Consider the following 26,385-nt stretch of genomic DNA (forward strand, 5'->3'; position numbering starts at 1 on the left):
TACGATGCTTCACATCGGACGACGACAAACGTCCACTCACCGAAGCAGACAACCTCAAGGAGCCCATCATGACCCGCAAACTCGACAACAAAATCGCCCTGATCACCGGCGCCACCAGCGGCATCGGCCTGGCCGCCGCCAAGCGCTTCGCCCTCGAAGGCGCACAAGTGATCGTCACCGGCCGCCGCCAGGCCGAACTGGACGCCGCGGTACAAGCCATCGGCCACGACGCCATCGGCCTGCGCGTCGACTCCGGCGACCTCGGCGCGCTGGACAGCCTGTACGAGGAGATCCGCGCCCGCTTCGGCCGCCTCGACGTGCTGTATGCGAATGCCGGCGGCGGTTCGATGCTGCCGCTGGGCGCCATCACCGAAGAACAGTTCGACGACACCTTCGGCCGCAACGTGAAGGGCACGCTGTTCACCGTGCAGAAGGCGCTGCCGCTGCTGTCGTCCGGCGCCTCCGTGATCCTGACCGGCTCGACCGCCGCCAGCAGCGGCACCCCGGCCTTCAGCGTCTACGCCGCCAGCAAGGCCGCGATCCGCGCCTTCGCCCGCAACTGGATCCTGGACCTGAAGGACCGCAACATCCGCGTCAACACCATCAGCCCGGGCGCCACCCGCACCCCCGGCCTGGTCGAACTGGCCGGCAACGATGCCGCCGCCCAGCAGGGCCTGGTCGACTACCTGGCCTCGCAGATCCCGCTGGGCCGCGTGGGCGATCCGGACGAGATCGCGAAGGCCGCCGTGTTCCTCGCCTCCGACGACGCCAGCTTCGTCAACGGCGCCGAACTGTTCGTCGACGGCGGCCAGGCCCAGATCTGATAGCCGATCAACGCCGCGCCGCCCGCCGGCGGCGCGGACCACAGGAGAACGACATGATCGAACAGCGCCCCTACGCCGCCCTCGGCGGCAACGACCTCGACTGGCTGAAGGCCCGCCTGCACGTCAGCATCAACGGCCTGGGCAACCCAAACCACACTGGCATGCGCGCGCTGCGCGCCTGGAACGACGACGAATTCGCGCCGCGGTCCGGCTTTCCGCTGCACCGCCACCAGGACGTGGAGATCCTCACCTATGTGCGCCAGGGCGCCATCACCCACGAGGACAGCCTGGGCAACCGCGCCACCGTGCAGGCCGGCGACGTGCAGGCGATGAGCGCCGGCAGCGGCATCCGCCACGCCGAATTCAATGCCGAGGACGTGACCACGGCGCTGTACCAGATCTGGCTGCGTCCGCGCAGCACCGGCGGCGCGCCGTCGTGGCGCACGCGCCGCTTCCCGCGCGCCGAACGCGACGGCGCCTTTACCGTGCTGGCCAGCGGCTATGAAGACGATACGCGCGACGGGGCGCTGCCGATGAATGCCGATGCGCGCCTGCTCGGCGCCACGCTGCGGGCCGGCGACACCATCGACTACGTGCTGCCGCCGGGCCGCCAGGCCTATCTCGTCTCCACGACCGGCCGGGCGGGCGTCAACGACGTGCGGCTGGCGGCACGCGACGGCGCCGCCATCGCCGGCGAATCGCACATCGCCATCACCGCGCTGGACGACACCGAGATCGTCCTCGCCGAACTTGCTTGAACAAGAAAAAGGAACCCATCATGCGCAGCCTCGCCTACCACCGCTACGGCAACCCCGAACAAGTCCTGCAACTCGACCACGTGAACGACCCGCCGGCGCCCGGCCCGGACGACGTCCTCGTGCGGGTGCTGTCCCGCCCCGTGCATCCGGGCGATTTGCTGGGCGTGGCGGGACGCTACCGCGCTCCCGGCGACACCGTGGCCGTCCCCGTCGGCGGCGTGCGCGTCGGCTTCGAAGGCATGGGCACGATCGCGGCCGTGGGCAGCGCCGTGCAGGCCGCGGGCCGGCTGGCGCCGGGCATGCGCGTCGCGTTCTTCCCGGGACGCGGCGCCTGGAGCGAGCGCGCCATCGTCGCGGCGGAATTCGTGACGCCGCTGCCGGAGGACGTGCCGGACGAACGGGGCGCGCAACTGCACGTGAATCCGCTGACCGCGCAGATGCTGCTGCGCGCCGCATACCAGGCCGATGTCGGTCCAGGGGAAACCCAGGGGGCGATGGTGCTCACGGCCGCTGGTTCCTCGGTGGCGAAGATGCTGGCCGCGCTGGCGCTGGAAGAAGGTTTGCCCGTGATCGGCCTGGTACGCGGCAGCGCCGGCGCCGCCGAACTCGCCCGCCTGCTGCCGACGCTGCCCGTGATCGCGACCGACACGCCGGACTGGCGCGAACGCCTGGAGCGCGCGCTGGAGGGCCGTCCGCTGCGCGCGGTGTTCGACGCCATCGGCGGCGCGCTGCCGAGCGAACTGTTCTTGCGTCTCGCTTCCGGCGGCACGCTCGTGACCTATGGCGACATGAGCGGCGAACCCTTGAGCATTCCGGCCCTGATGCTGCCGATGCGCGACCTGCACATCGAAGGGGTCTCGGTGGGCCGCTGGGCCGGCCTGCCGCCCTCGCAGCGCCAGCAGGACCTGCAGGGCGCCTTGTACCTGGCGCGCCGGCATCCGGCGCTGTTCGAGGTCGCCGGCAGCTACGACCTGGCCGAGGTGGCGGAAGCGGTGCGCCATGCGGGGCAAGCGGGCAAGCGCGGGACGGTGCTGCTCACCTCGAACGAGGGCACGCGAACGGCGACGTGACCGTACGGCAGGCGTTGGCGCGCGTCATTCGGGTTTGGCGAGCGCCGGCGCCAGCGCCAGCGCCAGCAGCCAGGCGACGAAGGAAAAGCAGCGCCACAGGCCCAGGAAGCAGAAAAACTGCAGCAGCAAGCGGGCCGCATTGGCATCGTCCATGAAAGGAACGCCAGCCACTTTCATCACGTAACGCGTCGCCATCATGGTCAGGGCGCTGACCACGACGATGAACCACCATTTCTTCTCCAGCCTGGACATGCCGTCTCCTCTCGTCGGTACGAAGTGCAAGTGTATCCAAGCGCACGACGCACACATGCACGCATTGTCACGAGCCGCGCAGCGCGAAGGTCTTCTGCTCCGCGCAAGAAAGCGTGCGCACCTTCCACGCGAAGCGAGACTGGGGCGTGATCGAATTGTTCAATATCTCGCCCCGGCATCCGATGATCTCCTGCGATACGATACGCTCCACCCTGCACGCCAGGGTTTCCATCCTGGCCGGCAGCGCCGCGCTGGCGGCCTGCCTCGGCGCCTGCTCGCGCAGCGGCGAGCGTGCGGCGCCGCCTGTCCAGCAGGCTGCGCCGGCACCCGCCACCGTGCTCAAATTCGCACCTGGACCGTCCCCCCGGGAAAGCGCCATGCCGCTCACCGCATCCCGCCCCAACTGGCCCGACGATGCGCGTGAACAGGAGTGGATGCGAACAATCTTCGGACAGCGCTACGACCACGCCAACGGACGTGCCCTGGCCGAGATCGGCGATGCGGGCACCTGCGTCATGGTCATCGTCTCCTCGACCACGTTGGCCGACGGACGCATCGCCGTCATCGTCAACGCTTCCTCCACGGCCGACAATGGCGAGGACCTTCCGGGCAACGGATCGCCGGGCATCCTGAACGTCTACCTGCTGGAACGTGCCGCCGGCGGCTGGACAGTGCGCGAACGCCACGAGAATCTGGCAGCCATGGGTTCCAAAGGCCATGTTGGCGACGCATGCTGGGTCAAGCTCGGTCCCGGCAAGACCGGCTTCGTGATGTCTTCGTCCACCAGTGCGCGCGGCTACTCGATCACCCTGGCCTCCATTTTCGTGCTGGACCGGGGCGTGCGCCAGCTGGGAGAGTTGGAGGAGGCATCCGACAATATCGGCGCCTGCATTCCCGAGCGCGCATGCTGGGACGTCGGGGCGAACCTGCGCTTCGCCGACGATGCGCAGGCGGACGGCTACGCCGACTTGCTGGTCGATTTCAAGGGCAAGCGCTACCGCGCGGTGGAGAACGAATATGGCGAACAGGTCAAGCAGGACGAGGTCCTCATCCGCCAGAGCGCCCGCTACCGCTTCGACGGCAAGGAATACGTGCTGGTCTCCGGCGAGAATGCGGTGCCGGGCCTGTGAAGCCGCTCAGTCCGAGGGGACGCCGAAATAGGCCAGGAACATCGACACGGCCGCATCGATCACGCGCGCCTGCTCCTCCGGCCCCAGCGGCGGCGCGCCCATCGTGACCTGGGGCCAGAACGCGAAGGTCTTCAATTGCCCCTGCAGCAGCGTGGCCGCGAAGCCCGGGTCGCCTGCCTTCAACCTGCCGTCCGCCTGGGCGGCGCGCACCCACGCCGGCATGCCCTCGTCGCGCTCCTCCAGGCGCGCGAACACGCCTTGCGCGCGTTCCGGCGCGCGGATCGCCTCGGCGATGCCGACGCGGGCCAGGCCGAGGAAGTCCGGATCGGCCATCGAACGCATCTTCAGCGCCAGGAATTCCTCCAACTGCGCGCGCAGGCTGCGGTCGGCACGGTAGGCAAAATCCGGCGCGCCTGCGCTGCGGTGGAAAAGCTGCACGATGGTCTCGGTAAACAGCTCGTCCTTGCTGGGGAAATGGTTGTAGACGGTGCGCTTGGACACGCCGGCCAGCGCCGCGATGCGGTCCACGCTGCTGCCTTCGAAACCGTGGGCGCGGAACTGGTCGGCGGCCGCGGCCAGGATGGCCTGGCGCTTGCGGTCGGTGAGACGAGTTGTCGGTGCGGTCGGATGCATACGCAAATTTTACACCCGTCAGTTTACTTTCTCACTCCTTGAAACTACACTGTGTAGTGTACATTTATAGGATGAGCACGTTGATGCGCTTCTTGACCGCACTCTTTCTCGGGACCTTGTTCATCATGACTAGCCGCACGCTGGCGTCGCCGCCGCCCTCCAAGGAAGCATCTCCCCAATTCCACGACGGGAAATTCCGCAACCCGGCGCCCATGCACGAGCACACCGTGGGCGAGATGGCCAAGCTGTGGTGGGACGTCACGTTCAACAAGCCCAAGGGCACCGTGCCCGCCCAGCCGATCCCCGTGCGGCCGCTGACCCGGGAGGCATTGCTGGCCGCGCCCGACAATACCCTGTACCGCCTCGGCCACTCGACCATGCTGATCAAGCTGGCCGGCGAGTTCTACCTGACCGATCCCGTGTTCTCGCAGCGCGCCTCGCCGGTGCAGTGGGCCGGGCCGGCACGCTTCCATGCGCCGCCCCTTGGTATCGATGAACTGCCGCCGATCAAGGCCGTGATCCTGTCGCACGACCACTACGACCACCTGGACCACGCGGCCATCAAGGCGCTGGATGCGAAGACGGCGCACTTCCTGGCGCCGCTGGGCGTGGGCGAGCGCCTGGTCGAGTGGGGCGTGGACCGCGCCAAGGTGCAGCAGTTCGACTGGTGGCAGGGCACGGCTATCGACGGCGTGCGCTTCGTCGCGACGCCGGCCCAGCACTTCTCGGGCCGCACGCTGGGCGACCGCAATTCGACGCTGTGGGCATCCTGGGTGATCCTGCACGACGACCTGCGCCTGTTCTTCAGCGGCGACACGGGCTACTTCAAGGGATTCAAGGAGATCGGCGCCAAGTACGGCCCGTTCGACGTGGCCCTGGTGGAGACGGGCGCCTACGACAAGCGCTGGCCCGACGTGCACATGCAGCCGGAGGAAACGCTGCAAGCCTTCCTCGACCTGGGCGGCCGCTGGCTGGTGCCGGTCCATAACGGCACCTTCGACCTGAGCCTGCACCGCTGGCAGGATCCGTTCGACCGCATCGCCGCGCTGGCCGACGAACGCGGCGTCTCGCTCGCCACCCCGGAGATGGGTGAGGCGCTGGACCTGCGCCAGCCGCAGCCGGGACGGCGCTGGTGGCAAGCCGTGGAGTGAAGCCCACGGGTAGCGCCCGGCGCTACCGGCAGGTTCATCAGGCGGCATGCCGGCTGGATAATGCGGATTCGCTTCCCTTCGCTACCGTGCTTGGGCATCATCCGGCTGTCCGCCACTTCTTCCGTTCACGATGCATCCAGCACCCACGACAAGCACCCGCGCCGCCTGCCTGGCGGCGATGATGTTCCTGGCCGCGTGTTCGCGCCACGAGGCCGGCCCGCCGCCGCAGCCTGCGGTCCGCAGCGCTGCTTCTGCGCCTGCAGCGGCTGCCGTACCAGCGCCGGCCAGGACGCCAACGCTGACGCAGCAAGAAGGCAAGGAGTGGATGCGGGCGATCTTCGAAGACGCCTACGATCCCGCCAAGGAACGTGCCCTGGTCGTGGAAGGCGAATTCCGCACGCTGATGACCCTGACGTCCGGTATCAAGCTGACCGACGGTCGCACCGTCGCGATCGTGAACGGTGTCGACGCCGACGAGGACGGCAACGATATCGGGGGGTATGCGACGCCGGGCACGCTGAACGTCTACTTCCTGAAGCGCAGCGACAAGGGCTGGGAAGTGCTCGAGCGACGCGAGGACGTCGCGCAAGTCGGCGTGCGGGGCGACATCGGCGGCGTCGAATGGGTCACGCTCGGTCCCGGCAAGCAGGGATTCATCCTCGGCTCCGGCGGCATGTGGCAGGGCTACCTGCTCGCCACCGCCGACCTCTTCGCCTTGGACGATGAAACGCGCCACCTGGGCGCGTTCCGGACGATGTCCGACAGTTCCGGCGCCTGTACCGCCGAGAGCGAGGATTGCTGGAGCGTCGAAGCCGATATCCGCTTCGACACGACGGCCCAGCCGGGCGGCTACGCCGACATGCTGTTCGACTACCACGGCAAGCACTACCGCGTCAGCGAAGGCAAGGACGGTAAGCAGGTCGAGCACCTGACGTCCACCGTCAAGCAGACCGCACGCTGGCGCTTCGACGGCAAGGAGTACGTACTGGTCTCCGGCACCGACCCGATGCCGGAGATCTGAGACCGCCGGCTCAGCGCACCGTGCGGAACGCCTTGCGCATCTCGCCGGCGAACAGCGCCGGCTGCTCGAAGGCGGCGAAGTGGCCGCCGCGGTCGACCTCGTTCCAGTAGATCATGTTCGGCCACAGCGCCTGGGCCCACCCCTTCGGCGCGCGGTAGATCTCGCGCGGGAAGATCGTGGCGGCCATCGGCAGCTCGATGCGGCCGGCCGAGAAGCCGGCCGGCTTGCCCTGCGAGTTCTGCCAGTAGATGCGGGCCGACGAGGCGCTCGTATTGGTCAGCCAGTACAGCGTGATGTCGTCCAGCATGGCGTCCAGCGACAGCGCGTCTTCCGGGTTGCCGCGGTTGTCGGTCCAGGCCTGGAATTTCTCGTAGATCCACATCGCCTGGCCCACCGGCGAATCGGCCAAGGCGTAGCCGATCGTCTGCGGACGCGTCGCCTGTTCCTTGAAGTAGCCGAATTCCTGGTCGGCGAAACGGCCGGCGGCGGCATAGGCGGCCTGCTCTTCCGGGGTCGGGTTCGCCGGCATCTGCTCGGGGAACACGAGCGGCCAGTTGACGTGGGCCGCCAGCAGGCCGGCGGGACGCACGTGGCCCAGCGCATGGGTCACGCCCGAACCCCAGTCGCCGCCCTGCGCCACCCATTTCGTGTAGCCGAGGCGCTGCATCAGCACGCCCCAGGCCTTGGCCGTGCGCACGACGTCCCAGCCCGCTTCGGCCGGCTTGTCGGAAAAGCCGAAGCCGGGCATCGACGGGATCACGACGTGGAACGCGTCCTCGGCCTTGCCGCCGTAGGCGGTGGGATCGGTGAGCGGCTTGATCACGTCGAGGAATTCGACGATGGAACCGGGCCAGCCGTGCGTCAGGATGATCGGCAGCGCGTTCGCATGGCGCGACTTCGCGTGGATGAAGTGGATGCCCAGGCCGTCGATCTCGGTGCGGAACTGCGGGAAGGCGTTCAGGCGCGCTTCGAACTTGCGCCAGTCGTAATGGTCGCGCCAGTAGGCGACCAGTGCCTTGGCCTTCGCCAGCGGCACGCCCTGCGACCAGTCGCCCACGGTTTCCCGTTCCGGGAAGCGCACCATGCGCAGGCGCTGCTTCAGGTCGTCCAGCGCGGCCTGCGGGACCGCGGCGCGGAACGGGGTGACGCCGGGGCCGGCCGGGGCGTTGGTGGTGGCGGCGAATGCCGGAGCGGCTGCGAACAGGCTGGCGAAGCTGCCGGCGAACAGGGCGCCGGCTGCGCCGCCCAGGAAGCTGCGGCGCGAGGTGCTGTCGATGGTGTCGGCGCTGTGGTCGATACGGGTGGTCATGGTGGGTTCTCCTTGTCGTATGCGGTTCAGTTCAGGAAGTCTTCGATCCAGGCCGTGGTCTCGGCCGGCTTTTCCTCGGCGACGAAGTGGCCGCTGCCTTCCGCTTTCACGAGCTTCAGATTGGTCGTCTTCGGGGTCAGCACGGCCTGCAGCCAGCCGTAGCCAGGGCCGCCGATCGCCAGTACCGGCATCGTCAGGGTGCCGTAGGTCTTGTCGTCCAGGATGTCCTGCGGGAAGGCCTGGTACCAGGCATTGCCGGCGCGGATCGCTGCGCGGCTGGCGTAGGCCTTGCGGTACACGGCGCGGTCGCGCGCGTCGATCGCGCCTTCGTCCTTGAGCAGGTAGCGGAAGAACCATTCCTGTTCGAGGTACTGGCGGCCTTCCAGCAGTTGCTCGGGCAGGCCCTTCACCTGGTGGAAGGCGAACCACCAGGCGAACGGGTGGGCGTCGTCGATCTTGTCGCCGAAGGTACCGGCCTGCGGGAGGATCGGCCAGCTGTACAGCGACTGGTCCGGGTGCGGCACGTCGATCAGCACCAGCTTGTCGGTCGCCTGCGGGAAGTTGGCGGCGTAGGCATAGGCGACCTGGGAACCGATGTCGTGGCCGATCACCGTCGCCTTGTCGTAACCCAGGTGGCGCACCAGCGCTTCGATGTCGGCGGCCATGGTCTTCTTGTCGTAGCCGCCGGCCGGCATGCTCGATGCGCCCATGCCGCGCAGGTCGACCGAGATAACGCGGTGGTGCCTGGCCAGCGCCGGCATGATCTTGTGGAAGGCCCACCAGGTTTCCGGCCAGCCCGGCAGCAGGACGACGGGGCTGCCGCTGCCGCCGGCCACGTAGTGCAGGCGCACGCCGTTGACGTCGGCGAACCCTTCCTGGAAGCCGGGCAGTGTTTTGACCAGGGCGGCGTCGGAGACGGCGGCCGGGGCGGCGGCGGCGGCCGGCGCCTTGGGCGCGGCGAAGGCCGGGGCCGTAAAGGCGGTGCCGAGGGCCAGCGCGAGGGCGGCAACGAGGGAGCGGGCGGTGGTGTTCATGATGTTCTTCCTTTCTTGTCGTGTCGTGGATGCGATGGAGTCATCATAGGCAAGACGCTTCATCTACAAAATAGCAAACCTCGCAAATCATCATTTCATTTTTGATGGCATCACTGCGGAGACCGCGCCTGTCGCCGGATCGCCGGGCTTGTCAAGACTGGCGCTGCGTGCCCGATTGCGTATCATTGCCCGCTCGACTCACCATCTACGATTCACGCACCATGCTGCCCTCGATCGAACAACGCCTCGCCCAAGAACTGTCCGCCAAACCGGCCCAGGTGGCTGCCGCCATCGCCCTGCTCGACGAAGGCGCGACGGTGCCCTTCATCGCCCGCTACCGCAAGGAAGCGACGGGCGGCCTGGACGACACCCAGCTGCGCCTGCTGGAAGAACGCCTGCGCTACCTGCGCGAGCTGGAAGACCGCCGCGCCGCCGTGATCGCCTCGGTCACGGAACAGGGCAAGATGACGCCGGAACTGCTGCAGGCCTTCGCGCTGGCGGAAGACAAGACCCGTCTCGAAGACCTGTACCTGCCCTACAAGCAGAAGCGCCGCACTAAGGCCCAGATCGCGATCGAGGCGGGCCTGGCGCCGCTGGCCGACGGCCTGCTCGCCGACCCGTCGATCGACCCGGAACAGGAAGCCGCGAAGTACCTGCGCGAGGCCTTCGCCAACGAAGACGGCGTCAACAACCCGGGCGTGGCCGACACCAAGGCGGCGCTGGACGGCGCCCGCCAGATCCTGATGGAGCGCTTCGCCGAGGACGCGGAACTGCTGCAGTCGCTGCGCGAATACGTGCAGGACCACGGCGTCGTGGCCTCGAAGGTCGTCGACGGAAAGCAGGAGGAAGGCGAAAAGTTCGCCGACTATTTCGACTATTCCGAACCGCTGGCCAACGTGCCGTCGCACCGCGCGCTGGCGCTGCTGCGCGGCCGCCGCGAAGGCATCCTGGACGTGACGCTGCGCCTGGACACGGAAGAGGAAAAGCCGAAGTGGGACGCGCCGCACAACCCGTGCGAAAGCCGCATCGCCGCGCGCTTCGGCATCAAGGGCGCCGGCCGTCCGGCCGATAAATGGCTGCTCGACACGGCGCGCTGGACCTGGCGCGTGAAGAGCTTCATGTACATCGAGACGGAGTTGATGGGGCTGCTGCGCGAGAAGGCGGAAAGCGATGCGATCCACGTGTTCGCGCGCAACCTGAAGGACCTGCTGCTGGCCGCGCCGGCCGGCCCGCGCGCCACGATGGGACTGGACCCGGGCCTGCGCACGGGCGTGAAGGTGGCCGTCGTCGACGCGACCGGCAAGGTCGTCGACACGTCCACCATCTACCCGCACGCGCCGCGCAACGACTGGGACGGCTCGCTGCATGCGCTGGCCAGGCTGGCGGCCAAGCACGATGTGTCCCTGATCTCGATCGGCAACGGCACCGCCTCGCGCGAGACGGACAAGCTGGCCCAGGACCTGATCAAGCAGCACCCCGAGCTCAAGCTCACGAAGATCGTCGTGTCGGAAGCGGGCGCCTCCGTCTATTCGGCGTCCGAATTCGCCTCGCGCGAGCTGCCCGAGCTGGACGTATCGCTGCGCGGCGCCGTGTCGATCGCGCGCCGCCTGCAGGACCCGCTGGCGGAACTGGTGAAGATCGATCCGAAGAGCATCGGCGTGGGCCAGTACCAGCACGACGTGTCGCAGACCCAGCTCGCGCGCCAGCTCGACGCCGTCGTCGAGGATTGCGTGAACGCGGTCGGCGTGGACGTCAACACGGCGTCGGCGCCGCTGCTGGCGCGCGTGTCGGGACTGTCCTCCAGCGTGGCGCAGAGCATCGTCACCTACCGCGACCAGCAGGGCGCCTTCAAGTCGCGCGCGTCGCTCAGGAAAGTCCCGCGCCTGGGCGACAAGACCTTCGAGCAGGCAGCCGGCTTCCTGCGCGTGATGAACGGCGATAACCCGTTGGACGCATCGGCCGTGCACCCGGAATCGTATCCGGTCGTGGAAAAAATCCTGGACGACATCCAGCGCGACATCAAGTCGGTGATCGGCGACGCCACCCTGGTCAAGCGCCTGAACCCGGCCAAGTACGCGGACGACAAGTTCGGCGTGCCGACCGTGACCGACATCCTGAAGGAACTGGAAAAGCCGGGCCGCGACCCGCGTCCGGAATTCACGACGGCCACGTTCAAGGAAGGCGTGGAAGAGATCTCGGACCTGCGTCCGGACATGATCCTGGAAGGCGTGGTGACCAACGTCGCCGCGTTCGGCGCCTTCGTCGACATCGGCGTGCACCAGGATGGCCTCGTGCACATCTCGGCGCTGTCGAACACCTTCGTCAAGGATCCGCACACGGTCGTGAAGGCGGGCCAGGTGGTGAAGGTGAAGGTGCTGGAAGTGGACGTCAAGCGCAAGCGCATCGCGCTGACGATGCGCCTGTCGGACAACGCGCCGGCGCCCGGTTCAGCGCCGCAGCAGCGCGGCGACCGCGAGGACCGCAAGCGCATGGGCCAGCAGCAGCGCCAGGAACGCGCGGCGGCACCCGCCGGCGGCGCGATGGCGGCGGCCTTCGCCAAGCTGAAGAAGTGAGGCGCATGGTCGTCTGCACGCCCGCCGATCCCGACAGCCCTGATGCCCGCGCGCTGATCGCGGAACTCGACGCTGCCTTGGCGGCGATCACGGGCGACAGCGGCGCGTCTTCCTTCGACGCGGCCGACGTGCGCGGTCCCGGCGCCGTGTTCCTCGTCGCGCGCACGGCCGACGGCACGGCCGTGGGTTGCGGCGCCCTGCGCCCGCTGGCGGACGGCGTGGCGGAACTCAAGCGCATGCTTGCGCGGCCGGGCAGTGGCGCCGGCCGCGCGCTCCTCGCCGCGCTGGAGCTGCAGGCGATGGCGATGGGCTACCGCGCCATCCAGCTGTCCACGCGCCGCGTCAACGCGCGCGCCGTGGATTTCTACCGCCGCCACGGCTACGTGGACGTCGCGGCATGGGGCAAGTATGCGGACAGCGACCGCTCCGTCTGCCTGGGCCGGGTACTAGCCTAGACGACTAGTCCAGATAGACCTTGGCGACGACGCCGGCCAGGAACACGAGCAGGCACAGGAAACCGGCTTGCGCCATGCGCTTGGGGGCCATCGCGCGCTGGCCCGTCTTCCTGATGTGCAGGCCTTCGCGCAGCAGCAGCGCGGCATAGGCAGTGGCGCCGAGGCCGGTCAGCGTATGGCCGAGCGTCATGTGGCTGACGCCGAAGGCGAGGTCGAACAGGCCGCTCAGGCCGAGCACGGCGGCGATGGCGAAATTGAAGGCGGGCGGCGGCGTGCCGGGTGGGCGTTGTTGCATGGCGTGATCCGATGTGTTGGAAGTTCGCGCGATGATACCCGATGCGCGTCATTGCCAAGCTTAAAACATTGCATTTCGCTTGATCCGACGGGCGAAATGGCCGCGCACTCGCGTTCCGGTTTTCTTATAAAATGCCGGGATCAACGATTATTCAACCGAGGCGACATACCATGAGCGACGTACAAACCTGGATCAAAGAAACCGTGACCAACACGCCCGTCGTGCTGTTCATGAAGGGCACCGCCCAGTTCCCGCAGTGCGGCTTCTCCGGCCGTGCGATCCAAATCCTGAAAGCCTGCGGCGTCGATAACATCGCCACCGTCAACGTGCTGGAAGATCCGGAAGTCCGCCAGGGCATCAAGGATTACTCGAACTGGCCGACCGTGCCGCAGCTGTACGTGAACGGCGAATTCATCGGCGGCTCGGACATCATGACCGAGATGTACGAATCCGGCGAACTGCAAGCCCTGTTCAAGAAGAATGACTGAATCGCCCCGCTCCGGTGACCGACGCATCGTCGTCGCCATCACCGGCGCGACCGGCGCGATCTATGGCGTGCGGCTGCTGCAGCGGCTGGGCGCCACGCCTGGCGTCGAGACCCACCTCGTGGTGTCCGACGCCGCCTCCCTCACCCTGCACCAGGAAGTCGGCCTGCAACGGCGCGACGTCGACGCCCTCGCCCACGTCGTGCACCGCGGCCGCGACATCGGCGCGTCCATCGCCAGCGGCTCCTTCCTGACCGCCGGCATGGTGATCGCTCCCTGTTCGATGAAGACGCTGGCCGCCATCGCGCACGGCCTGTCGGACAACCTCGTCACGCGCGCGGCCGACGTCGTGCTGAAGGAAAGGCGCAAGCTCGTGCTGATGGTGCGCGAGACGCCGTTCAACCTGGCGCACCTGCGCAATATGACGGCCGTGACCGAGATGGGCGGCATCGTGTTCCCGCCGCTGCCGAGTTTCTACAACCGCCCCGCCAGCATCGACGAGATGGTCGACCACACGGTGGCGCGCGTCATGGACTTGCTGGGGGTCGAGAACGAGCTCGCCCCGCGCTGGGGCGGGATGAAGGACGCCGCCGCGCCTTGACACGGCAAGCGGCAATCCCCCTGGTGGCGTGCTAGCCGCGGTCCCGGTAGGGATCCTTCTCGACCAGTCTTTGTTCTCTTGCGTCTTCGATCTTCCTGCGCTGCTCGTTACGCTTGCGCATGATTTCTGCGTGCTGGGCCGCCGACATCGGCGGCGCGGTCATGAGGTCCTTCAACTGCGCGGTGTTGCTGTAGTTATTAATCATGAGGCGACTGCATCCTTATTGACCGATAACATTACGGGGGCCTGTGGGAGACGGGCGCATCTGTTGCGGCTTCCGTCCGCACAGCGCCATCGATTATGCGCGAGACTCGGCCATTTGTGCCGTTCGATTGCAGAAAAATTGCATTCAGGAAGCAAAAATGAAAACGGCCCGGGCGGATGACCGCCGGGCCGTCGCAGGGATGCGCAGGAAGCTTCCTGGCAAGACTTACTTTTGCTGGTGATTCATGCGCACCAGCATGCGAATGAATTCGCGTGCCAGTTGCTTGTGGTGCTCGTCCAGGCGCTGCAGGTCGGCGATCAGCTTGACGTCGGCCGATTCGAAGCGGGCCGCACCGTCGCCGTTCTCGCCGTTGGCGGCGTTTTCCGAGCCGCCGAAGCGCAGCCAATCGGCCGGCACGCCCAGCCATTGCGCGATCATGCGCAGCTTTTCCTGGGTCGGGATGGCCTCGCCCACCAGCCACTTGCGGGCGGCGTGGACCGTGATCGGACGGCCTTCGAAGCGGATATTGAATTCGCGCGCCAGCCGGGTCGGGCTATCGGGCGAATAGTGGGCGTTCTTCAGCGCTTGCTGCAGGCGCTCGCTGAAACTCTCCCGTTCGTTAGTCGAGTTCATGGGGGGCACTAAGGGTTCATGCATTGCCGTCATCGGTTGCTCCATTGATCAGACCGTGTGTGACGGCTGGAAACGCTTGGCGTAACAAATATGTGAGTATCGACTGATTCTCACATGCTGTCCAGCAATTCCGGCCCTTTTCGGCCTTCAATAACATAAGTGTGAAAAATATCCTACAGGAAAAAGCAAACGTTTGCTTAGCTCTCTATCGTTACTTTACAGAAATTTATTAAGCGCGTGTTGGCGCCTTTGCGCAAACCGTGGCGCAAAAGCCCAAGCGTCAACATAATGTGTTGATTATAGGAAATTTTTGTCGCGATATCTACGACGACGGCGACTTTATATGATGTTGTTCGTTTTCAACACAAACCGCATGACCCCGTCGTGGCCGGTTACACGTTCCAAGCTACCGTCAAAGCGCAGGTAATGCAGGTGTGCCAACGCCTCGCCGATGGCGAAACTGAGCTGGTGGGCGTCCAGCTGGCGGCGGAACATCAGGGGAACGATGTCGAGCGCCGAGCGCGGTTCGGCGCAGGCGGCCAGCACTTCCGAGAGGCGTGCGGCGTGGTGTTCGCGCAACTGGGCGATGCGCACGTGCAGGCCGCGGAACGGTTTTCCGTGCGCGGGCAGCACCAGCGTGTCGTCCGGCAGATCGGCGAACTTGTCGAGCGAATCGAGGTACTGGCGCAGCGGATCGCCTTCCGGCTCCACCGCGAAGACGGAAACGTTGGTCGAAATCCGCGGCAATACCATGTCGCCGGATAGCAACACTTTCCATTCCTCGCTATACAGGGACACGTGTTCCGGCGAATGGCCGAAGCCCGTGATCACCCGCCATGGCGTGCCGCCGATGGCGACGTGCTGGCCATCCTGCAGCCGCGTGTAGGCCACGGGCACGGACGGCACCAGCGAGGGATAGTAGTTGCGGCGGCTTTCCATCTGCGCCAGCAATCCTTCGTCGCGCAATCCGTGCCGGCGGAAGTGCGGCACGGCCGACGGCCCGTCGACGCCGGGCAGCGCCGCCGCCATCATGCGCATGAACCCGAACTCGGCGGCGCTGGTCCAGAACGGCGCCCCGAAGCGCTCGCACAGCCAGCCGGACATGCCCACGTGGTCGGGATGGCAATGGGTGGCGAACAGGCGCAGCAGCGGCCGCCCGCCCATCGCCCCTGCGAACAATTGCTCCCATGCGGAACGGGTCGCGTCGGTACCGGCGCCGCTGTCGACCAGCGACCAGCCCTCCCCCGACGCGCCGCGCTCGTCCAGCAGCCACAAATTGATGTGGTCGAGGGCGAACGGCAGCGGCATGCGCAGCCAGGACAGGCCGGGAACGACCTCCATCGTCGTGCCGGGGGACGGAACCTGGTCGCCGAAGGGATAGGCCAGCTGGGCTTCGAGAGGATTCATGACGGTCTTTCGCTTTTTGTGGGATCGGGCACACGGGGCGCTACAATGCACTTGACGTCGACATTGACGTTGACGTAAACGGAAACAACAAGCGCCGATTGCGATTCTAAGCGATTCCGGGCGCTGCCATTACATAGCCGCAGGACACCATGGCCACCACCTATACCATTGCCGAACTGGCACGCGAATTCGACATCACCGCCCGCGCGATCCGTTTCTACGAAGACCAGGGGCTGCTCAGTCCGATGCGCGAAGGCCAGGGCGGCCGCAACCGCGTGTACACGCCACGCGACCGCACCCGCCTGAAACTGACCTTGCGCGGCAAGCGCCTGGGCCTGACCTTGTCGGAGATCAAGAGCATCATCGACATGTACGAAACGCCCAAGGATACGGTTGCACAGATCGACCGCTTTCTGGGCGTACTGGCGCACCAGCGCGAAACCCTCGAACAGCAGCGCGCCGACATCGAGATGTCGCTGGCGGAAATCGCCGTGCACGAGGACGAGTGCCGCCGCCTGCTGGCGGAAGCCGGGCAGAAGGATGCCGCCTGAAAACACCCTTGACGCTTGACGTTTACGTTAACGTCACTCCGCGCTATCATCTGGCCTGGCTTCAGCCATAAACCAGACGAGAATGGGGACGACAACCATGCTGCACCTGCCAGGATTGACCTTTGACCACGGCGAGGACATCGCCGCGCTGCGCGAAGCGGTGCAACAGTTCGCGGCGAGCGAGATCGCCCCGCGCGCCGCCGAGATCGACCGTACCGACCAGTTCCCGATGGACTTGTGGAAGAAGATGGGCGAGCTGGGCCTGCTGGGCATCACCGTGGGCGAGGAATACGGCGGCGCCAACATGGGCTACCTCGCGCACATCGTCGCGATGGAAGAGATTTCGCGCGCGTCCGCCTCGGTGGGCCTGTCGTATGGCGCGCACTCGAACCTGTGCGTGAACCAGATCAAGCGCAACGGCAACGAGGAACAGAAGCGCACCTACCTGCCCAAGCTGATCTCGGGCGAGCACGTGGGCGCGCTCGCGATGTCCGAGCCGAACGCCGGTTCCGACGTCGTCAGCATGAAGCTGCGCGCCGACCTGAAAGGCGACCGCTACGTCCTGAACGGCACCAAGATGTGGATCACCAACGGTCTCGATGCCGACACCCTGGTCGTGTATGCCAAGACCGACATCGACGCCGGCCCGCGCGGCATGACCGCCTTCCTGATCGAAAAAGGTTTCAAAGGCTTCTCGATCGCGCAGAAGCTCGACAAGCTGGGCATGCGCGGCTCGCACACGGGCGAACTGGTGTTCCAGGATTGCGAAGTGCCGGTCGAGAACGTGCTGGGCGGCGTGGGCAAGGGCGTCAACGTGCTGATGTCGGGCCTGGACTTCGAACGCACCGTGCTGTCCGGCGGCCCGCTGGGCATCATGGCGGCCTGCATGGACGTGGTCGTGCCCTACATCCACGAACGCAGGCAGTTCGGCCAGGCGATCGGCGAATTCCAGCTCATGCAGGGCAAGATCGCCGACATGTACTCGACCATGATGGCTTGCCGCGCCTACGTCTACGCCGTCGGCCAGGCCTGCGATCGCGCGGGCAGCCCCGAGCAGGTGCGCGCCCTGCGCAAGGACGCCGCCGGCGCCATCCTGTACAGCGCGGAAAAGGCGACCTGGATGGCCGGGGAAGCGATCCAGACGCTGGGCGGCAACGGCTACATCAACGAATACCCGGTCGGCCGCCTGTGGCGCGACGCCAAGCTGTACGAGATCGGCGCCGGCACCAGCGAGATCCGCCGCATGCTGATCGGGCGCGAGCTGTTCGGCGAAACGATGTAAATCAACTATACAGATTGTGGAGAGAGGGGAGACGCGGGCTGCGTCCACATACAGAGCCGCAAAGGCCGTCATTGCCAGCCCGCTGCCGCAGAAACGTCGTTCCCGCGCAGGCGGGAACCCATGCTGAATGACCGAAGTCGTCGGCCGTGCCTTTGATCGCACGCTCAGCATGGGGTAAAACAGTCCACTGGACTGTTTTTACGCCTTCGCAGGAACGACGGATCGGGTAGGTCTGCCATAGCAGTCCAACATATCATCCGGAGACAAACACCATGCATGATCCAATCGTTATCGTCGGTGCCGCGCGCACCCCGATGGGCGCCTTCCAGGGCGACTTTTCCTCGAAGAGCGCCAGCGACCTGGGCGCGGTGGCGATCCAGGCCGCCGTCGAGCGCGCCGGCGTCGATGCCAGCCTCGTCGAACACGTCTATTTCGGCAACTGCCTGATGGCCGGCCAGGGCCAGGCCCCGGCGCGCCAGGCGCTGATCAAGGCGGGGCTGCCGCTGTCGACGGGCGCCGTCACGCTGTCGAAGATGTGCGGCTCGGCGATGCAGGCGGCGATCTTCGCCCACGACGTGCTGAAGGCCGGCAGCGCCGACGTCGTCGTCGCGGGCGGCATGGAATCGATGACCAATGCGCCCTACCTGATCCCGAAGGCGCGCGGCGGCTACCGCATCGGCCATGCGCCGATGTTCGACCACATGATGCTGGACGGCCTCGAAGACGCCTATTCGCGCAACGAGAAGACGGGCGAAGGCCGGTCGATGGGTACGTTTGCCGAGGAATGCGTGGCGAAATACTGCTTCTCGCGCGAGCAGATCGACGCGTTCGCGATCGAATCCGTCAAGCGCGCCCAGAACGCCGCCGAAGGCGGCCACTTCGACTGGGAGATCGCGCCGGTGACCGTCGCCAGCCGCCTGGGCGAGACCGTCGTCTCGAAGGACGAAGGCCCGCTGAAGGCCAAGGTCGACAAGATCCCCACGCTGCGCCCGGCCTTCAAGAAGGACGGCGTGATCACGGCCGCGTCCTCGTCCTCGATCAACGACGGCGCCGCCGCCCTCGTCATGATGCGCGAATCGACCGCCCAGGAACTGGGCGTGACGCCGATCGCCCGCATCGTGGCGCACACGACGCATGCGCAGGAGCCGGACCAGTTCACCACCGCGCCGATCGGCTCGCTGAACAAGCTGTTCAAGAAGACCGGCTGGTCGCCGAAGGACGTCGACCTGTTCGAGATCAATGAAGCCTTCGCCGCCGTGCCGATGGCCGCCATGCACGAGCTGGACATCCCTCACTCGAAAATCAATATCCACGGCGGCGCCTGCGCGCTGGGCCACCCGATCGGCGCGTCCGGCGCGCGCATCATCGTCACGCTGCTGGGCGCGCTGAAGAAGACGGGCGGCAAGCGCGGCGTGGCCTCGCTGTGCATCGGCGGCGGCGAAGCGACCGCGATGGCGATCGAGATGGTGTGATGTTGGACGCGTGGACGGCAGAGCCCTCCACGCTACGCTATGCTGATGGTTTGGCTATAGCTCAAGGAGGTTTCCATGTCCACCGTTCTCATCCTCGGCGCATCGCGCGGCATCGGCCACGAACTGGTGCGCCAATACCGCGCCGACGGCTGGCGCGTGATCGCCACGGCGCGCAAGGCCGCGGATTGCGAGGAATTGAAGCGCCTGGGCGCCGAGGCGCACCAGCTCGACGTCACGAATGCGGAAGGCATCGCCGGCCTGGGCTGGAAGCTCGACGACGAGAAGATCGATGCCGCCTGGCTGGTCGCCGGCGTGTACGGCCCCGACCATGCGAGCTTCCCCACCGAGCAGGAATTCGACCAGGTCATGCACACCAACGTGCTGGCCGCGATGCGCCTGATCCCGATCGTCGCGCCGCTGGTCGCCGCCACGCGCGGCAAGCTGGCCGTGATTTCCTCGCGCATGGGCTCGATCGGCGAGCGCACCGGCAACCAGGGTTCGCTGTACCGCGCCAGCAAGGCGGCGCTCAATTCCGTGCTGGCCGATGCCGCCCTGACCTACGGCCCGCAAGGCGCGACCTGCCTGACCTTCCACCCCGGCTGGGTGCAGACCGACATGGGCGGCAGCGCCGCCGCGCTGACGGTCGAGCAGAGCGTCATGGCGTTGCGCGCCACCCTGGCCAAGGCCCAGCCGTCGCAGAACGGCGCCTTCCTGAACTACGATGGTGCCCAGATCCCTTGGTAACCTGAACTGAACGTCAACCCTATAACGCCAAAGGGGCTCCCTGGACCGTCGCGGGCGGCAGCAGTTTCGTCCGAGAAGCGCAGCTGTACTTGGGTACAGCGAGCATCGCAGGACGACAATGCAACGCGCAGCAGGTCCAGGGAGCCCCCACCAGAGACATGATACTTAGCGAAGAACACCAGATGATCCGCGATGCCCTGCGCGCCTTCGCGCAGGAACGCCTGGCGCCGAACGCCGCCCGTTGGGACCGCGAGCACCACTTCCCGAAAGAGGAATTGCAGGAACTGGCGCGCCTGGGCGCGTTCGGCGTGGCCGTGCCCGAGGAATACGGCGGCGCGGGCCTCGATTACGTGGCGCTGGCGCTGGTGCTGGAAGAGATCGCGGCGGGCGACGGCGGCACCTCGACCATCATCTCGGTCAACAACTGCCCCGTGTGCTCGATCGGCATGGCGTATGCGGACGAGGCGCAGAAGGAGCGCTGGCTGCGCCCGCTGGCCAGCGGCGAATTGCTGGGCGCCTTTGCCCTCACCGAGCCGCACACGGGCAGCGACGCCGCCGCGCTGCGCACGACGGCCGTGCGCGACGGCGACGCGTACGTCCTGAACGGCAGCAAGCAGTTCATCACCAGCGGCAAGCACGGCGACGTGGCGATCGTGATGGCGGTGACCGACAAGGCGGCCGGCAAGAAGGGCATCAGCGCGTTCTGGGTGCCGACGGATACCCCGGGCTACATCGTCGCCGGCATCGAGCACAAGATGGGCCAGCACTCGTCGGACACGGCGCAGATCGTGTTCGACGAGTGCCGCATTCCCGCCGAAAACCTGATCGGCGCGGAAGGGCAAGGCTACAAGATCGCCCTGTCGGGCCTGGAGGGCGGACGGATCGGCATCGCCTCGCAATCGGTGGGCATGGCCAGGGCCGCGTACGAAGCGGCGCTGGCCTATGCGAAGGAGCGCACCAGCTTCGGCGCCCCGATCTTCGACCACCAGGCCGTGCAGTTCCGCCTGGCCGAGATGGCGATGCAGATCGAGGCGGCGCGCCAGTTGATCCTGCATGCGGCGGCGATGAAGGACGCCGGCCTGCCCTGCCTGAAGGAAGCGGCCATGGCCAAGCTGTTCGCCTCCGAGATGGCCGAGCGCGTCGTGTCGAACGCGATGCAGGTGTTCGGCGGCTACGGCTACGTGGCCGACTTCCCCATCGAACGCATCTACCGCGACGTGCGCGTGTGCCAGATCTACGAAGGCACCAGCGACATCCAGAAGATCCTGATCGCCCGGGCGCTGTGAACGAGATGCCATCCATCCAGGCGCCGCCGCAGGCAGCGATCCGCCCGGCGGGCGAGGCCGACCTGGCGCCCTTCTTCGCCTACCTGGACGACCACCTGCGCGACAACGGCACGAACGGCAATCCGCTGTTCCAGCCGCTGCCGCGCGACGCCTCGCACATGCCGCCCGGCCTGCGCCTGGCGTTCATCCGCGGCATCGTGCAGGACGTGGGCGATCCGGGCTGGCGCCGCCTGTGGCTGGCGATCGGCCCGACCGGCGGCATCGCCGGCCACGTCGACCTGCGCGCGCGTCCGGAACCTGGCGCCGCGCACCGCGCCATGCTGGGCATGGGCGTGCACCGCGCCTGGCGCCGCCGCGGCCTGGGCCGCCAGTTGCTGGCGACGGCCGTCGACTGGGCCGGGAGCAGCGCCGGCATGGCCTGGATCGACCTCGAAGTCCTGAGCGGGAACACGCCCGCCGTCGACCTCTACCTGGATGCGGGCTTCACGATGGTCGCCCGCATCGCCGACATGCTCAGGATCGATGGCGTCGGCCATGACCTGAGCTACATGACGCTGAAGTTGCGCTGACGGTTCAGAACCCGGCCAGCACGATCTTGCCCTGCGCCCGGTTCGATTCCAGCAGCGCGTGGGCACGCTTCAAGTTGGCGGCGTCGATGCGGCCGAAGTTCTCGTTGACCGTGGTGCGGATCGTTCCCGCATCGACCAGTTCCGCAACGCGGTTCAGGATCTCGTGCTGCTTGACCATGTCGGCGGTGCCGTACAGCGAGCGGGTGAACATCAGTTCCCAGTGCAGCGAAGCGGCCTTGCGCTTCAGCTTGCGCACGTCGAACTCGGCCGGGTCGTCGATCAGGCCGAACTTGCCCTGCGGCGCGATGACTTCGACGATCTGGTCGAAGTGGTGCTCCGTGTGCGTCAGGCTGACCACGTATTCCGGCGCGCTCAAGCCCGTCTTCGCGTATTCGGCAGCCAGCGGCTTGCTGTGGTCGATCACGTGGTGGGCGCCCTGCTTGATGGCCCACTCGCGCGTTTCCGGGCGCGAGGCGGTGCCGACGACGGTCAGGCCGGTCAGCTGGCGCGCCAGCTGCACGAGGATCGAACCGACGCCGCCGGCGGCGCCGATCACGAGCAGGGTCTTGCCCTTGGCCGCATCCCCTTGCGGAATCTCGAGGCGGTCGAACAGCAGTTCCCAGGCCGTCAGCGTCGTCAGCGGCAGCGCGGCGGCGGCCGTGAAGTCGATCGATTGCGGCATCTTGCCGACGATGCGCTCGTCGACCAGCTGCAGCTCGCTGTTGCTGCCGGCGCGGGCGATCGAGCCGGCATACCAGACGCGGTCGCCCGGACGGAACAGGGTCACGTCGGGGCCGACGGCCTTGACGATGCCGGCGGCATCCCAGCCGATGACTTTCCATTCGCCGTCCGCCGGCTTCGAACCGGCGCGGATCTTGTAGTCCACCGGATTGACGGACACGGCCTGCACTTCGACCAGCAGGTCGTGGCCCGTGGCGACGGGATCCGGCAGGGTGACGTCGACCAGCGACTCGGCGTGGTCGATCGGAAGATTGGTCTGGTAAGCGACGGCTTTCATGACAGGCTCCTTGTTCTGGGTTCGGATTGCGATGATGAGCATTCTGCACCGTCGGGCATCTTTGATAAACTAGGTAATCACCGAATCAATTTCAATCATTTTTTGAAGATGCGTATCCGGAACCTGCAGGACCTCGAATTGTTCGTCGCCACCGCCGAGCACGGCGGCCTGTCCGCGGCGGCGCGCTTGCTGGACATCTCGCCGGCCGTGGCCAGCGCCGCGCTCAAGCGCCTGGAAACCGACCTCGACACCCCGCTGTTCGTGCGCACCACGCGCAGCATGCGCCTGACGCTGGCGGGCGAACGCCTGCTGGCAAGGGCGCGGCCGCTGCTGGACGGCCTGCGCGACGCCGAGGAGGAGCTGGCGGCCGGCCACGACAAGGTCGAGGGCCAGCTGCAGATCTCGATGCCGTCCGACCTCGGTCGCCACGTCGTGCTGCCCTGGCTGAACGAGTTCCAGACGCGCCACCCGGACGTGAGGCTGCGCCTGCAATTGACCGACCGCCTGGCCGACATCTACCGCGAACCGGTCGACATCGCGCTGCGCTTCGGCAAGCCGCCCGAATCGGGCATGGTGGCGCTGCCCCTGCTGCAGGACAATCCGCGCGTGCTGTGCGCCGCGCCGTCCTACCTGGCGCGGCGCGGCGTGCCGGCGTCGCCGCACGACCTTCCCGGCCACAACTGCCTGTGCTTCATGCTGGACGACACGGTCAACGACCGCTGGCGCTTCCGCAAGGGAGAAGAAGAGATCGAAGTGACGGTGCAGGGCGACCGCGTGGCCGGCGACTCCGAGATCGTGCGGCGCTGGGCGCTGGACGGGCTGGGCCTGTGCTACCGCTCGCGCATCGACGTGCAGGCCGATTTGTCCAGCGGCCGGCTGCGCATCGTGTGTCCCGAATGGGCGGGCAATAACGTGCCGCTGTACATGGTGCTCGCGAACCGCAAGCAGGTGTCGCCGGCGGTGCGGGTGTTGCGCGAGTTTTTGGTGGGGAGGATGCAGGGGACGGTATAACCGTCGTCCCTGCGCAGGCAGGGGCGACGTACCATCGCTTAGATTTTTTCGAGCGCCAGCGCGATCCCCTGCCCGCCGCCGATGCACAGCGTGACCACGCCGCGTTGCGCCAGGCCGCGCCGCATCGCGTGCAGCAGGCGCACCGTCAGCACCGCGCCGGTGGCGCCGATCGGATGGCCGTGCGCCACCGCCCCGCCTTCGACATTGACCGTGTCTTCCGCCAGCGACAGCTTGCGCGCCACCGCCAGCGGCACCGCGGCGAACGCCTCGTTGATCTCGTAGCGGTCGACGTCGCCCACCTTCCAGCCGGCGCGCGCCAGCGCCTTCTGCACGGCCGGCACCGGGCCCAGGCCGAACATGCCCGGCTCGACGGCCGCCACGCCGGAGGCGACCAGGCGCGCGATGGGCTGCAGGCCCAGGCGTTCGGCCGCGCCGCGCTCGGCCACGATCAGGGCGGCAGCGCCGCTGTTCAGGCCGGGCGCATTGCCTGCCGTGATGGTGCCGTCCGGACGGAACGCCGGTTTCAGCTTGGCCAGTTTTTCCAGCGTGGTATCGGGCCGGTTCGCTTCGTCCGTATCGAACAGCGTGACGCCCGCCTTGCCCTTGATATCCACCGGCGCGATCTCGTCCTTGAACAGGCCCGCCGCCTGCGCCTGCGAGAAGCGCTGCTGCGAACGTTCGGCCCAGCGGTCCTGAGCCTGGCGGCTGATGTCCGACTCCTTGACCAGGTCCTCGGTATGCCAGCCCGAGTGCTGCGAGGAGAAGGCGTCGTTCAGGCCGTCGTGCAACAGGCTGTCGTAGATCGTCGCATGGCCCATGCGCGCGCCCCAGCGCGCCTGCGGCATCAGGTAAGGGGCCATGTCCATGTTCTCCATGCCGCCGGCGAGCACGATCTCCGAGTCGCCGGCCAGGATTTCCTGCGCCGCCGAGACGACGGCCTGGGCGCCCGAGCCGCACACGCGGTTCAGCGTCATGGCCGGCACGTCCACGGGAATGCCGCCATGGACGGCCGCCTGGCGTGCCGGGTTCATGCGGTTGCCGGCCTGGACCACGTTGCCCATCAGGACCGAGTCGATGCGCGCGGGGTCGATGCCGGCACGTTCGATGGCGGCGCGCACGGCGACGGCGCCGAGCTCCACGGCGGGGATGGCTTTCAGGCTGCCGTTGAAGGCGCCGATCGCGGTGCGCACGGGAGCGCACAGGACGATGTCACGCGAAGACATGATGAAGACTCCTGGTTGGTTGGAAGATGCCCGGTGCATCGGATCCGGCACCGGACTGTCGACACTCGACACTCTACATGCAATCAGGAGTATATACACATATCAGGAACACGGCATGCGGCACTGCCTTGACGCCGCGCCATGCGTGAAATTCCCGGGATCAGCGCCGTGCGCCTTGCTGGAGTTCGTGGATGCCGGTGTCGACCACGTCGCGCAGCAGGCGGCGCAATTCGTCCGCGCGCTCGGCGCCGAAGTTCTGCTCGAAGGTCTGCTGGACCTTGCGCCACAGCGGCAGCATCGCCTTGACCTTGGCCTTGCCGGCCGGGGTCAGGTCGATCACGCGCTCGCGCCGATCGTGCTCGCTGGGTCCGGAGACGACCAGTTCGTCGCGTTCGAGCGGCTTCAGGTTGCGCGTCAGCGTCGTGCGGTCCATCACCAGCTCGGCCGACATCTGGTTGACCGTCATCGGCCCCAGCGCCGACAGCTTGTACAGGATCGAGAACTGGGTCACGCGCAGCCCCGCAGCGCTCAGCATCTGGTCGTAGACGCCCGTGATGTAGCGGGACGCCTGGCGTAGTGCGAGGCAGTTGCAGAGGCTGAGATTCGTGATGGCGCGCGATGTCATGGTACGGTTTCCGCTGGGTTGGCGTGGTCCCGACGAGTATAACCCCATGCATGTTGAATGCTGAGCATCATCCCACTGTTGCATATACACTGAACAACGTTTCGATGATACGAAGGGGACCGGAATGGAGATGCAATCGATTTCACAGCAGTGGGAAGAGCAGATGCGCGCCGTGCGCGCGCGGGTGCGCGAAGCCGGCGGCGGGCCCGGCGTGGTGCCGGCCGGCGAAGCGCTCGCCATGAGCGGCCTGGAAGTCATGCAGGCCATGCTGGCCGGCCGCTTCCCCTATCCGCCGATCGCCGAGACGCTCGATTTCTTCCTCATCGAGGCCAGCAAGGGAGAGGCCGTGTTCCAGGGCACGCCGCAGGTCAAGCACCTGAATCCGATGGGCACCGTGCACGGCGGCTGGTACGCGACCCTGCTCGACTCCGCCGTGGGCTGCGCGGTGCAGACGATGCTGAAGGCGGGACAGGCCTACACGACGGCGGAACTGAGCGTGAACCTGGTGCGCGGCGCGCGCCTCGACGGCGGGCCCTTGCGCGCGATCGGCAAGGTGCTGCATTGCGGGCGCCAGCTCGCCACCGCCGAAGGGCGCATCGTCGATGCCGACGGTCGCCTGTATGCGCATGCGACCACGACCTGCCTGGTGTTCGCGGCGCGGTGATGCGGTTGGCGGGCACGTGGTGCCCACCCTACGGCCAAGCCGAATGCATCACGCGAACGCCGTCGTAGATACCGTCTTGCCTGTCAAGCTGCGAAAGCGTAATT

29 protein-coding genes are annotated in these 26,385 nt (G+C 67.0%); 18 read left to right on the forward strand and 11 right to left on the reverse strand.

Annotated elements, in window-relative coordinates:
- Positions 1-68: 68 nt before the first annotated feature.
- From QPK32_RS11125 to QPK32_RS11135, 3 genes are read left to right on the forward strand one after another with little or no spacing between them, the layout of a single operon-like run.
- Positions 69-824, forward strand: coding sequence for an SDR family oxidoreductase (locus tag QPK32_RS11125; RefSeq protein ID WP_290412875.1), 756 nt, complete (start codon positions 69-71; stop codon positions 822-824).
- A 53-nt stretch (positions 825-877) separates the two neighbouring features.
- The gene (locus QPK32_RS11130) at positions 878-1,582 is read left to right on the forward strand and encodes a pirin family protein (RefSeq protein ID WP_290412876.1); all 705 of its coding nucleotides are present in this window, start codon (positions 878-880) and stop codon (positions 1,580-1,582) included.
- A gap of 20 nt (positions 1,583-1,602) precedes the next feature.
- The gene (locus tag QPK32_RS11135; protein ID WP_290412877.1) at positions 1,603-2,652 is read left to right on the forward strand and encodes a zinc-binding dehydrogenase; all 1,050 of its coding nucleotides are present in this window, start codon (positions 1,603-1,605) and stop codon (positions 2,650-2,652) included.
- 24 nt (positions 2,653-2,676) lie between these two features.
- Here the strand turns inward: QPK32_RS11135 and QPK32_RS11140 are convergent, their stop codons facing one another.
- Positions 2,677-2,904, reverse strand: coding sequence for a hypothetical protein (locus QPK32_RS11140; protein ID WP_290412878.1), 228 nt, complete (start codon positions 2,902-2,904; stop codon positions 2,677-2,679).
- Between the two features lie 113 nt (positions 2,905-3,017).
- Here QPK32_RS11140 and QPK32_RS11145 point away from each other — a divergent pair, with 113 nt between their 5' ends.
- Complete coding sequence (locus QPK32_RS11145; RefSeq protein WP_290412879.1) at positions 3,018-4,034, forward strand: hypothetical protein; 1,017 nt, start codon at positions 3,018-3,020, stop codon at positions 4,032-4,034.
- A gap of 6 nt (positions 4,035-4,040) precedes the next feature.
- Here QPK32_RS11145 and QPK32_RS11150 read toward each other — a convergent pair whose 3' ends face one another.
- Positions 4,041-4,667, reverse strand: coding sequence for a TetR/AcrR family transcriptional regulator (locus QPK32_RS11150; RefSeq protein WP_290412880.1), 627 nt, complete (start codon positions 4,665-4,667; stop codon positions 4,041-4,043).
- Positions 4,668-4,792: 125 nt separating this feature from the next.
- Here QPK32_RS11150 and QPK32_RS11155 point away from each other — a divergent pair, with 125 nt between their 5' ends.
- Entirely contained in the window at positions 4,793-5,818 is a 1,026-nt protein-coding gene (locus QPK32_RS11155) for an MBL fold metallo-hydrolase (protein WP_290412881.1), read from the forward strand.
- Between the two features lie 130 nt (positions 5,819-5,948).
- Positions 5,949-6,839 carry a hypothetical protein gene (locus tag QPK32_RS11160; RefSeq protein WP_290412882.1) on the forward strand — a complete coding sequence of 297 codons (891 nt, stop codon included), beginning with the start codon at positions 5,949-5,951 and terminating at the stop codon, positions 6,837-6,839.
- Between the two features lie 10 nt (positions 6,840-6,849).
- Here the strand turns inward: QPK32_RS11160 and QPK32_RS11165 are convergent, their stop codons facing one another.
- Together QPK32_RS11165 and QPK32_RS11170 are read right to left on the reverse strand one after the other, a co-directional pair.
- The gene (locus QPK32_RS11165) at positions 6,850-8,148 is read right to left on the reverse strand and encodes an epoxide hydrolase family protein (protein WP_290412883.1); all 1,299 of its coding nucleotides are present in this window, start codon (positions 8,146-8,148) and stop codon (positions 6,850-6,852) included.
- A 26-nt stretch (positions 8,149-8,174) separates the two neighbouring features.
- The gene (locus QPK32_RS11170; RefSeq protein ID WP_290412884.1) at positions 8,175-9,182 is read right to left on the reverse strand and encodes an alpha/beta fold hydrolase; all 1,008 of its coding nucleotides are present in this window, start codon (positions 9,180-9,182) and stop codon (positions 8,175-8,177) included.
- A gap of 221 nt (positions 9,183-9,403) precedes the next feature.
- Between QPK32_RS11170 and QPK32_RS11175 the strand changes: the two genes are divergently transcribed.
- Positions 9,404-11,755, forward strand: coding sequence for a Tex family protein (locus QPK32_RS11175; RefSeq protein WP_290412885.1), 2,352 nt, complete (start codon positions 9,404-9,406; stop codon positions 11,753-11,755).
- Positions 11,756-11,760: 5 nt separating this feature from the next.
- Complete coding sequence (locus tag QPK32_RS11180) at positions 11,761-12,210, forward strand: GNAT family N-acetyltransferase (protein ID WP_290412886.1); 450 nt, start codon at positions 11,761-11,763, stop codon at positions 12,208-12,210.
- Between the two features lie 4 nt (positions 12,211-12,214).
- Here the strand turns inward: QPK32_RS11180 and QPK32_RS11185 are convergent, their stop codons facing one another.
- Positions 12,215-12,505 carry a hypothetical protein gene (locus QPK32_RS11185; RefSeq protein WP_290412887.1) on the reverse strand — a complete coding sequence of 97 codons (291 nt, stop codon included), beginning with the start codon at positions 12,503-12,505 and terminating at the stop codon, positions 12,215-12,217.
- Positions 12,506-12,675: 170 nt separating this feature from the next.
- Between QPK32_RS11185 and grxD the strand changes: the two genes are divergently transcribed.
- Together grxD and QPK32_RS11195 are read left to right on the forward strand one after the other, a co-directional pair.
- On the forward strand, positions 12,676-12,993 hold the full coding sequence (gene grxD / locus QPK32_RS11190) for a Grx4 family monothiol glutaredoxin (RefSeq protein ID WP_290412888.1): 318 nt from the start codon (positions 12,676-12,678) through the stop codon (positions 12,991-12,993).
- Complete coding sequence (locus QPK32_RS11195; protein WP_290412889.1) at positions 12,986-13,591, forward strand: UbiX family flavin prenyltransferase; 606 nt, start codon at positions 12,986-12,988, stop codon at positions 13,589-13,591. Before grxD ends, QPK32_RS11195 begins: the two co-directional genes overlap by 8 nt.
- 31 nt (positions 13,592-13,622) lie before the next feature.
- On the opposite strand, the gene QPK32_RS11200 is transcribed toward QPK32_RS11195, so the two are convergent.
- The 3 genes from QPK32_RS11200 to QPK32_RS11210 form a co-directional block, all read right to left on the reverse strand.
- Entirely contained in the window at positions 13,623-13,796 is a 174-nt protein-coding gene (locus QPK32_RS11200; protein ID WP_290412890.1) for a hypothetical protein, read from the reverse strand.
- 225 nt (positions 13,797-14,021) lie between these two features.
- Positions 14,022-14,429 carry a hypothetical protein gene (locus tag QPK32_RS11205; RefSeq protein WP_290412891.1) on the reverse strand — a complete coding sequence of 136 codons (408 nt, stop codon included), beginning with the start codon at positions 14,427-14,429 and terminating at the stop codon, positions 14,022-14,024.
- A 339-nt stretch (positions 14,430-14,768) separates the two neighbouring features.
- Positions 14,769-15,836 (reverse strand): MBL fold metallo-hydrolase, encoded by a 1,068-nt coding sequence (locus QPK32_RS11210; protein ID WP_290412892.1) that lies wholly within the window; start codon positions 15,834-15,836, stop codon positions 14,769-14,771.
- Between the two features lie 149 nt (positions 15,837-15,985).
- Here QPK32_RS11210 and QPK32_RS11215 point away from each other — a divergent pair, with 149 nt between their 5' ends.
- The 6 genes from QPK32_RS11215 (at position 15,986) to QPK32_RS11240 (ending at position 21,740) form a co-directional block, all read left to right on the forward strand.
- Positions 15,986-16,387, forward strand: coding sequence for a MerR family DNA-binding transcriptional regulator (locus QPK32_RS11215; RefSeq protein ID WP_290412893.1), 402 nt, complete (start codon positions 15,986-15,988; stop codon positions 16,385-16,387).
- 97 nt (positions 16,388-16,484) lie between these two features.
- Positions 16,485-17,669: an isovaleryl-CoA dehydrogenase gene (locus QPK32_RS11220; protein WP_290412894.1), complete on the forward strand. Its 1,185-nt coding sequence runs from the start codon at positions 16,485-16,487 to the stop codon at positions 17,667-17,669.
- Positions 17,670-17,941: 272 nt separating this feature from the next.
- Positions 17,942-19,141, forward strand: coding sequence for an acetyl-CoA C-acyltransferase (locus tag QPK32_RS11225; protein WP_290412895.1), 1,200 nt, complete (start codon positions 17,942-17,944; stop codon positions 19,139-19,141).
- Between the two features lie 75 nt (positions 19,142-19,216).
- Complete coding sequence (locus QPK32_RS11230; RefSeq protein ID WP_290412896.1) at positions 19,217-19,885, forward strand: SDR family oxidoreductase; 669 nt, start codon at positions 19,217-19,219, stop codon at positions 19,883-19,885.
- A gap of 158 nt (positions 19,886-20,043) precedes the next feature.
- Positions 20,044-21,171: an acyl-CoA dehydrogenase family protein gene (locus QPK32_RS11235; protein ID WP_290412897.1), complete on the forward strand. Its 1,128-nt coding sequence runs from the start codon at positions 20,044-20,046 to the stop codon at positions 21,169-21,171.
- A 5-nt stretch (positions 21,172-21,176) separates the two neighbouring features.
- Complete coding sequence (locus tag QPK32_RS11240) at positions 21,177-21,740, forward strand: GNAT family N-acetyltransferase (RefSeq protein ID WP_290412898.1); 564 nt, start codon at positions 21,177-21,179, stop codon at positions 21,738-21,740.
- A 4-nt stretch (positions 21,741-21,744) separates the two neighbouring features.
- Here QPK32_RS11240 and QPK32_RS11245 read toward each other — a convergent pair whose 3' ends face one another.
- Entirely contained in the window at positions 21,745-22,758 is a 1,014-nt protein-coding gene (locus QPK32_RS11245; protein ID WP_290412899.1) for a zinc-binding alcohol dehydrogenase family protein, read from the reverse strand.
- Positions 22,759-22,866: 108 nt separating this feature from the next.
- On the opposite strand from QPK32_RS11245, the gene QPK32_RS11250 reads away from it, so the two are divergent.
- On the forward strand, positions 22,867-23,769 hold the full coding sequence (locus QPK32_RS11250) for a LysR family transcriptional regulator (protein WP_308632515.1): 903 nt from the start codon (positions 22,867-22,869) through the stop codon (positions 23,767-23,769).
- A gap of 38 nt (positions 23,770-23,807) precedes the next feature.
- Here the strand turns inward: QPK32_RS11250 and QPK32_RS11255 are convergent, their stop codons facing one another.
- Both QPK32_RS11255 and QPK32_RS11260 read right to left on the reverse strand, forming a co-directional pair.
- Positions 23,808-24,992, reverse strand: coding sequence for a thiolase family protein (locus tag QPK32_RS11255; protein ID WP_290412900.1), 1,185 nt, complete (start codon positions 24,990-24,992; stop codon positions 23,808-23,810).
- Between the two features lie 160 nt (positions 24,993-25,152).
- Positions 25,153-25,617 carry a MarR family winged helix-turn-helix transcriptional regulator gene (locus QPK32_RS11260; protein ID WP_290412901.1) on the reverse strand — a complete coding sequence of 155 codons (465 nt, stop codon included), beginning with the start codon at positions 25,615-25,617 and terminating at the stop codon, positions 25,153-25,155.
- Positions 25,618-25,741: 124 nt separating this feature from the next.
- Between QPK32_RS11260 and QPK32_RS11265 the strand changes: the two genes are divergently transcribed.
- Positions 25,742-26,281 carry a PaaI family thioesterase gene (locus tag QPK32_RS11265; protein WP_374046732.1) on the forward strand — a complete coding sequence of 180 codons (540 nt, stop codon included), beginning with the start codon at positions 25,742-25,744 and terminating at the stop codon, positions 26,279-26,281.
- Positions 26,282-26,385 lie beyond the last annotated feature (104 nt).

Origin of the sequence: Massilia sp. YIM B02763, from assembly GCF_030412015.1 — a bacterium.
GTDB lineage: Bacteria > Pseudomonadota > Gammaproteobacteria > Burkholderiales > Burkholderiaceae_D > Telluria.

Coding starts and splice junctions, on each gene's coding strand:
- grxD (WP_290412888.1), top strand. CDS start 12,676: ATGAGCGACGTACAAACCTGGATCAAAGAAACCGTGACCAACACGCCC.
- QPK32_RS11160 (WP_290412882.1), top strand. CDS start 5,949: ATGCATCCAGCACCCACGACAAGCACCCGCGCCGCCTGCCTGGCGGCG.
- QPK32_RS11170 (WP_290412884.1), bottom strand. CDS start 9,182: ATGAACACCACCGCCCGCTCCCTCGTTGCCGCCCTCGCGCTGGCCCTC.
- QPK32_RS11155 (WP_290412881.1), top strand. CDS start 4,793: ATGACTAGCCGCACGCTGGCGTCGCCGCCGCCCTCCAAGGAAGCATCT.
- QPK32_RS11205 (WP_290412891.1), bottom strand. CDS start 14,429: ATGAACTCGACTAACGAACGGGAGAGTTTCAGCGAGCGCCTGCAGCAA.
- QPK32_RS11210 (WP_290412892.1), bottom strand. CDS start 15,836: ATGAATCCTCTCGAAGCCCAGCTGGCCTATCCCTTCGGCGACCAGGTT.
- QPK32_RS11180 (WP_290412886.1), top strand. CDS start 11,761: ATGGTCGTCTGCACGCCCGCCGATCCCGACAGCCCTGATGCCCGCGCG.
- QPK32_RS11260 (WP_290412901.1), bottom strand. CDS start 25,617: ATGACATCGCGCGCCATCACGAATCTCAGCCTCTGCAACTGCCTCGCA.
- QPK32_RS11220 (WP_290412894.1), top strand. CDS start 16,485: ATGCTGCACCTGCCAGGATTGACCTTTGACCACGGCGAGGACATCGCC.
- QPK32_RS11150 (WP_290412880.1), bottom strand. CDS start 4,667: ATGCATCCGACCGCACCGACAACTCGTCTCACCGACCGCAAGCGCCAG.
- QPK32_RS11240 (WP_290412898.1), top strand. CDS start 21,177: ATGCCATCCATCCAGGCGCCGCCGCAGGCAGCGATCCGCCCGGCGGGC.
- QPK32_RS11165 (WP_290412883.1), bottom strand. CDS start 8,148: ATGACCACCCGTATCGACCACAGCGCCGACACCATCGACAGCACCTCG.
- QPK32_RS11230 (WP_290412896.1), top strand. CDS start 19,217: ATGTCCACCGTTCTCATCCTCGGCGCATCGCGCGGCATCGGCCACGAA.
- QPK32_RS11200 (WP_290412890.1), bottom strand. CDS start 13,796: ATGATTAATAACTACAGCAACACCGCGCAGTTGAAGGACCTCATGACC.
- QPK32_RS11125 (WP_290412875.1), top strand. CDS start 69: ATGACCCGCAAACTCGACAACAAAATCGCCCTGATCACCGGCGCCACC.
- QPK32_RS11140 (WP_290412878.1), bottom strand. CDS start 2,904: ATGTCCAGGCTGGAGAAGAAATGGTGGTTCATCGTCGTGGTCAGCGCC.
- QPK32_RS11215 (WP_290412893.1), top strand. CDS start 15,986: ATGGCCACCACCTATACCATTGCCGAACTGGCACGCGAATTCGACATC.
- QPK32_RS11135 (WP_290412877.1), top strand. CDS start 1,603: ATGCGCAGCCTCGCCTACCACCGCTACGGCAACCCCGAACAAGTCCTG.
- QPK32_RS11185 (WP_290412887.1), bottom strand. CDS start 12,505: ATGCAACAACGCCCACCCGGCACGCCGCCGCCCGCCTTCAATTTCGCC.
- QPK32_RS11250 (WP_308632515.1), top strand. CDS start 22,867: ATGCGTATCCGGAACCTGCAGGACCTCGAATTGTTCGTCGCCACCGCC.
- QPK32_RS11255 (WP_290412900.1), bottom strand. CDS start 24,992: ATGTCTTCGCGTGACATCGTCCTGTGCGCTCCCGTGCGCACCGCGATC.
- QPK32_RS11235 (WP_290412897.1), top strand. CDS start 20,044: ATGATACTTAGCGAAGAACACCAGATGATCCGCGATGCCCTGCGCGCC.
- QPK32_RS11225 (WP_290412895.1), top strand. CDS start 17,942: ATGCATGATCCAATCGTTATCGTCGGTGCCGCGCGCACCCCGATGGGC.
- QPK32_RS11130 (WP_290412876.1), top strand. CDS start 878: ATGATCGAACAGCGCCCCTACGCCGCCCTCGGCGGCAACGACCTCGAC.
- QPK32_RS11195 (WP_290412889.1), top strand. CDS start 12,986: ATGACTGAATCGCCCCGCTCCGGTGACCGACGCATCGTCGTCGCCATC.
- QPK32_RS11175 (WP_290412885.1), top strand. CDS start 9,404: ATGCTGCCCTCGATCGAACAACGCCTCGCCCAAGAACTGTCCGCCAAA.
- QPK32_RS11265 (WP_374046732.1), top strand. CDS start 25,742: ATGGAGATGCAATCGATTTCACAGCAGTGGGAAGAGCAGATGCGCGCC.
- QPK32_RS11245 (WP_290412899.1), bottom strand. CDS start 22,758: ATGAAAGCCGTCGCTTACCAGACCAATCTTCCGATCGACCACGCCGAG.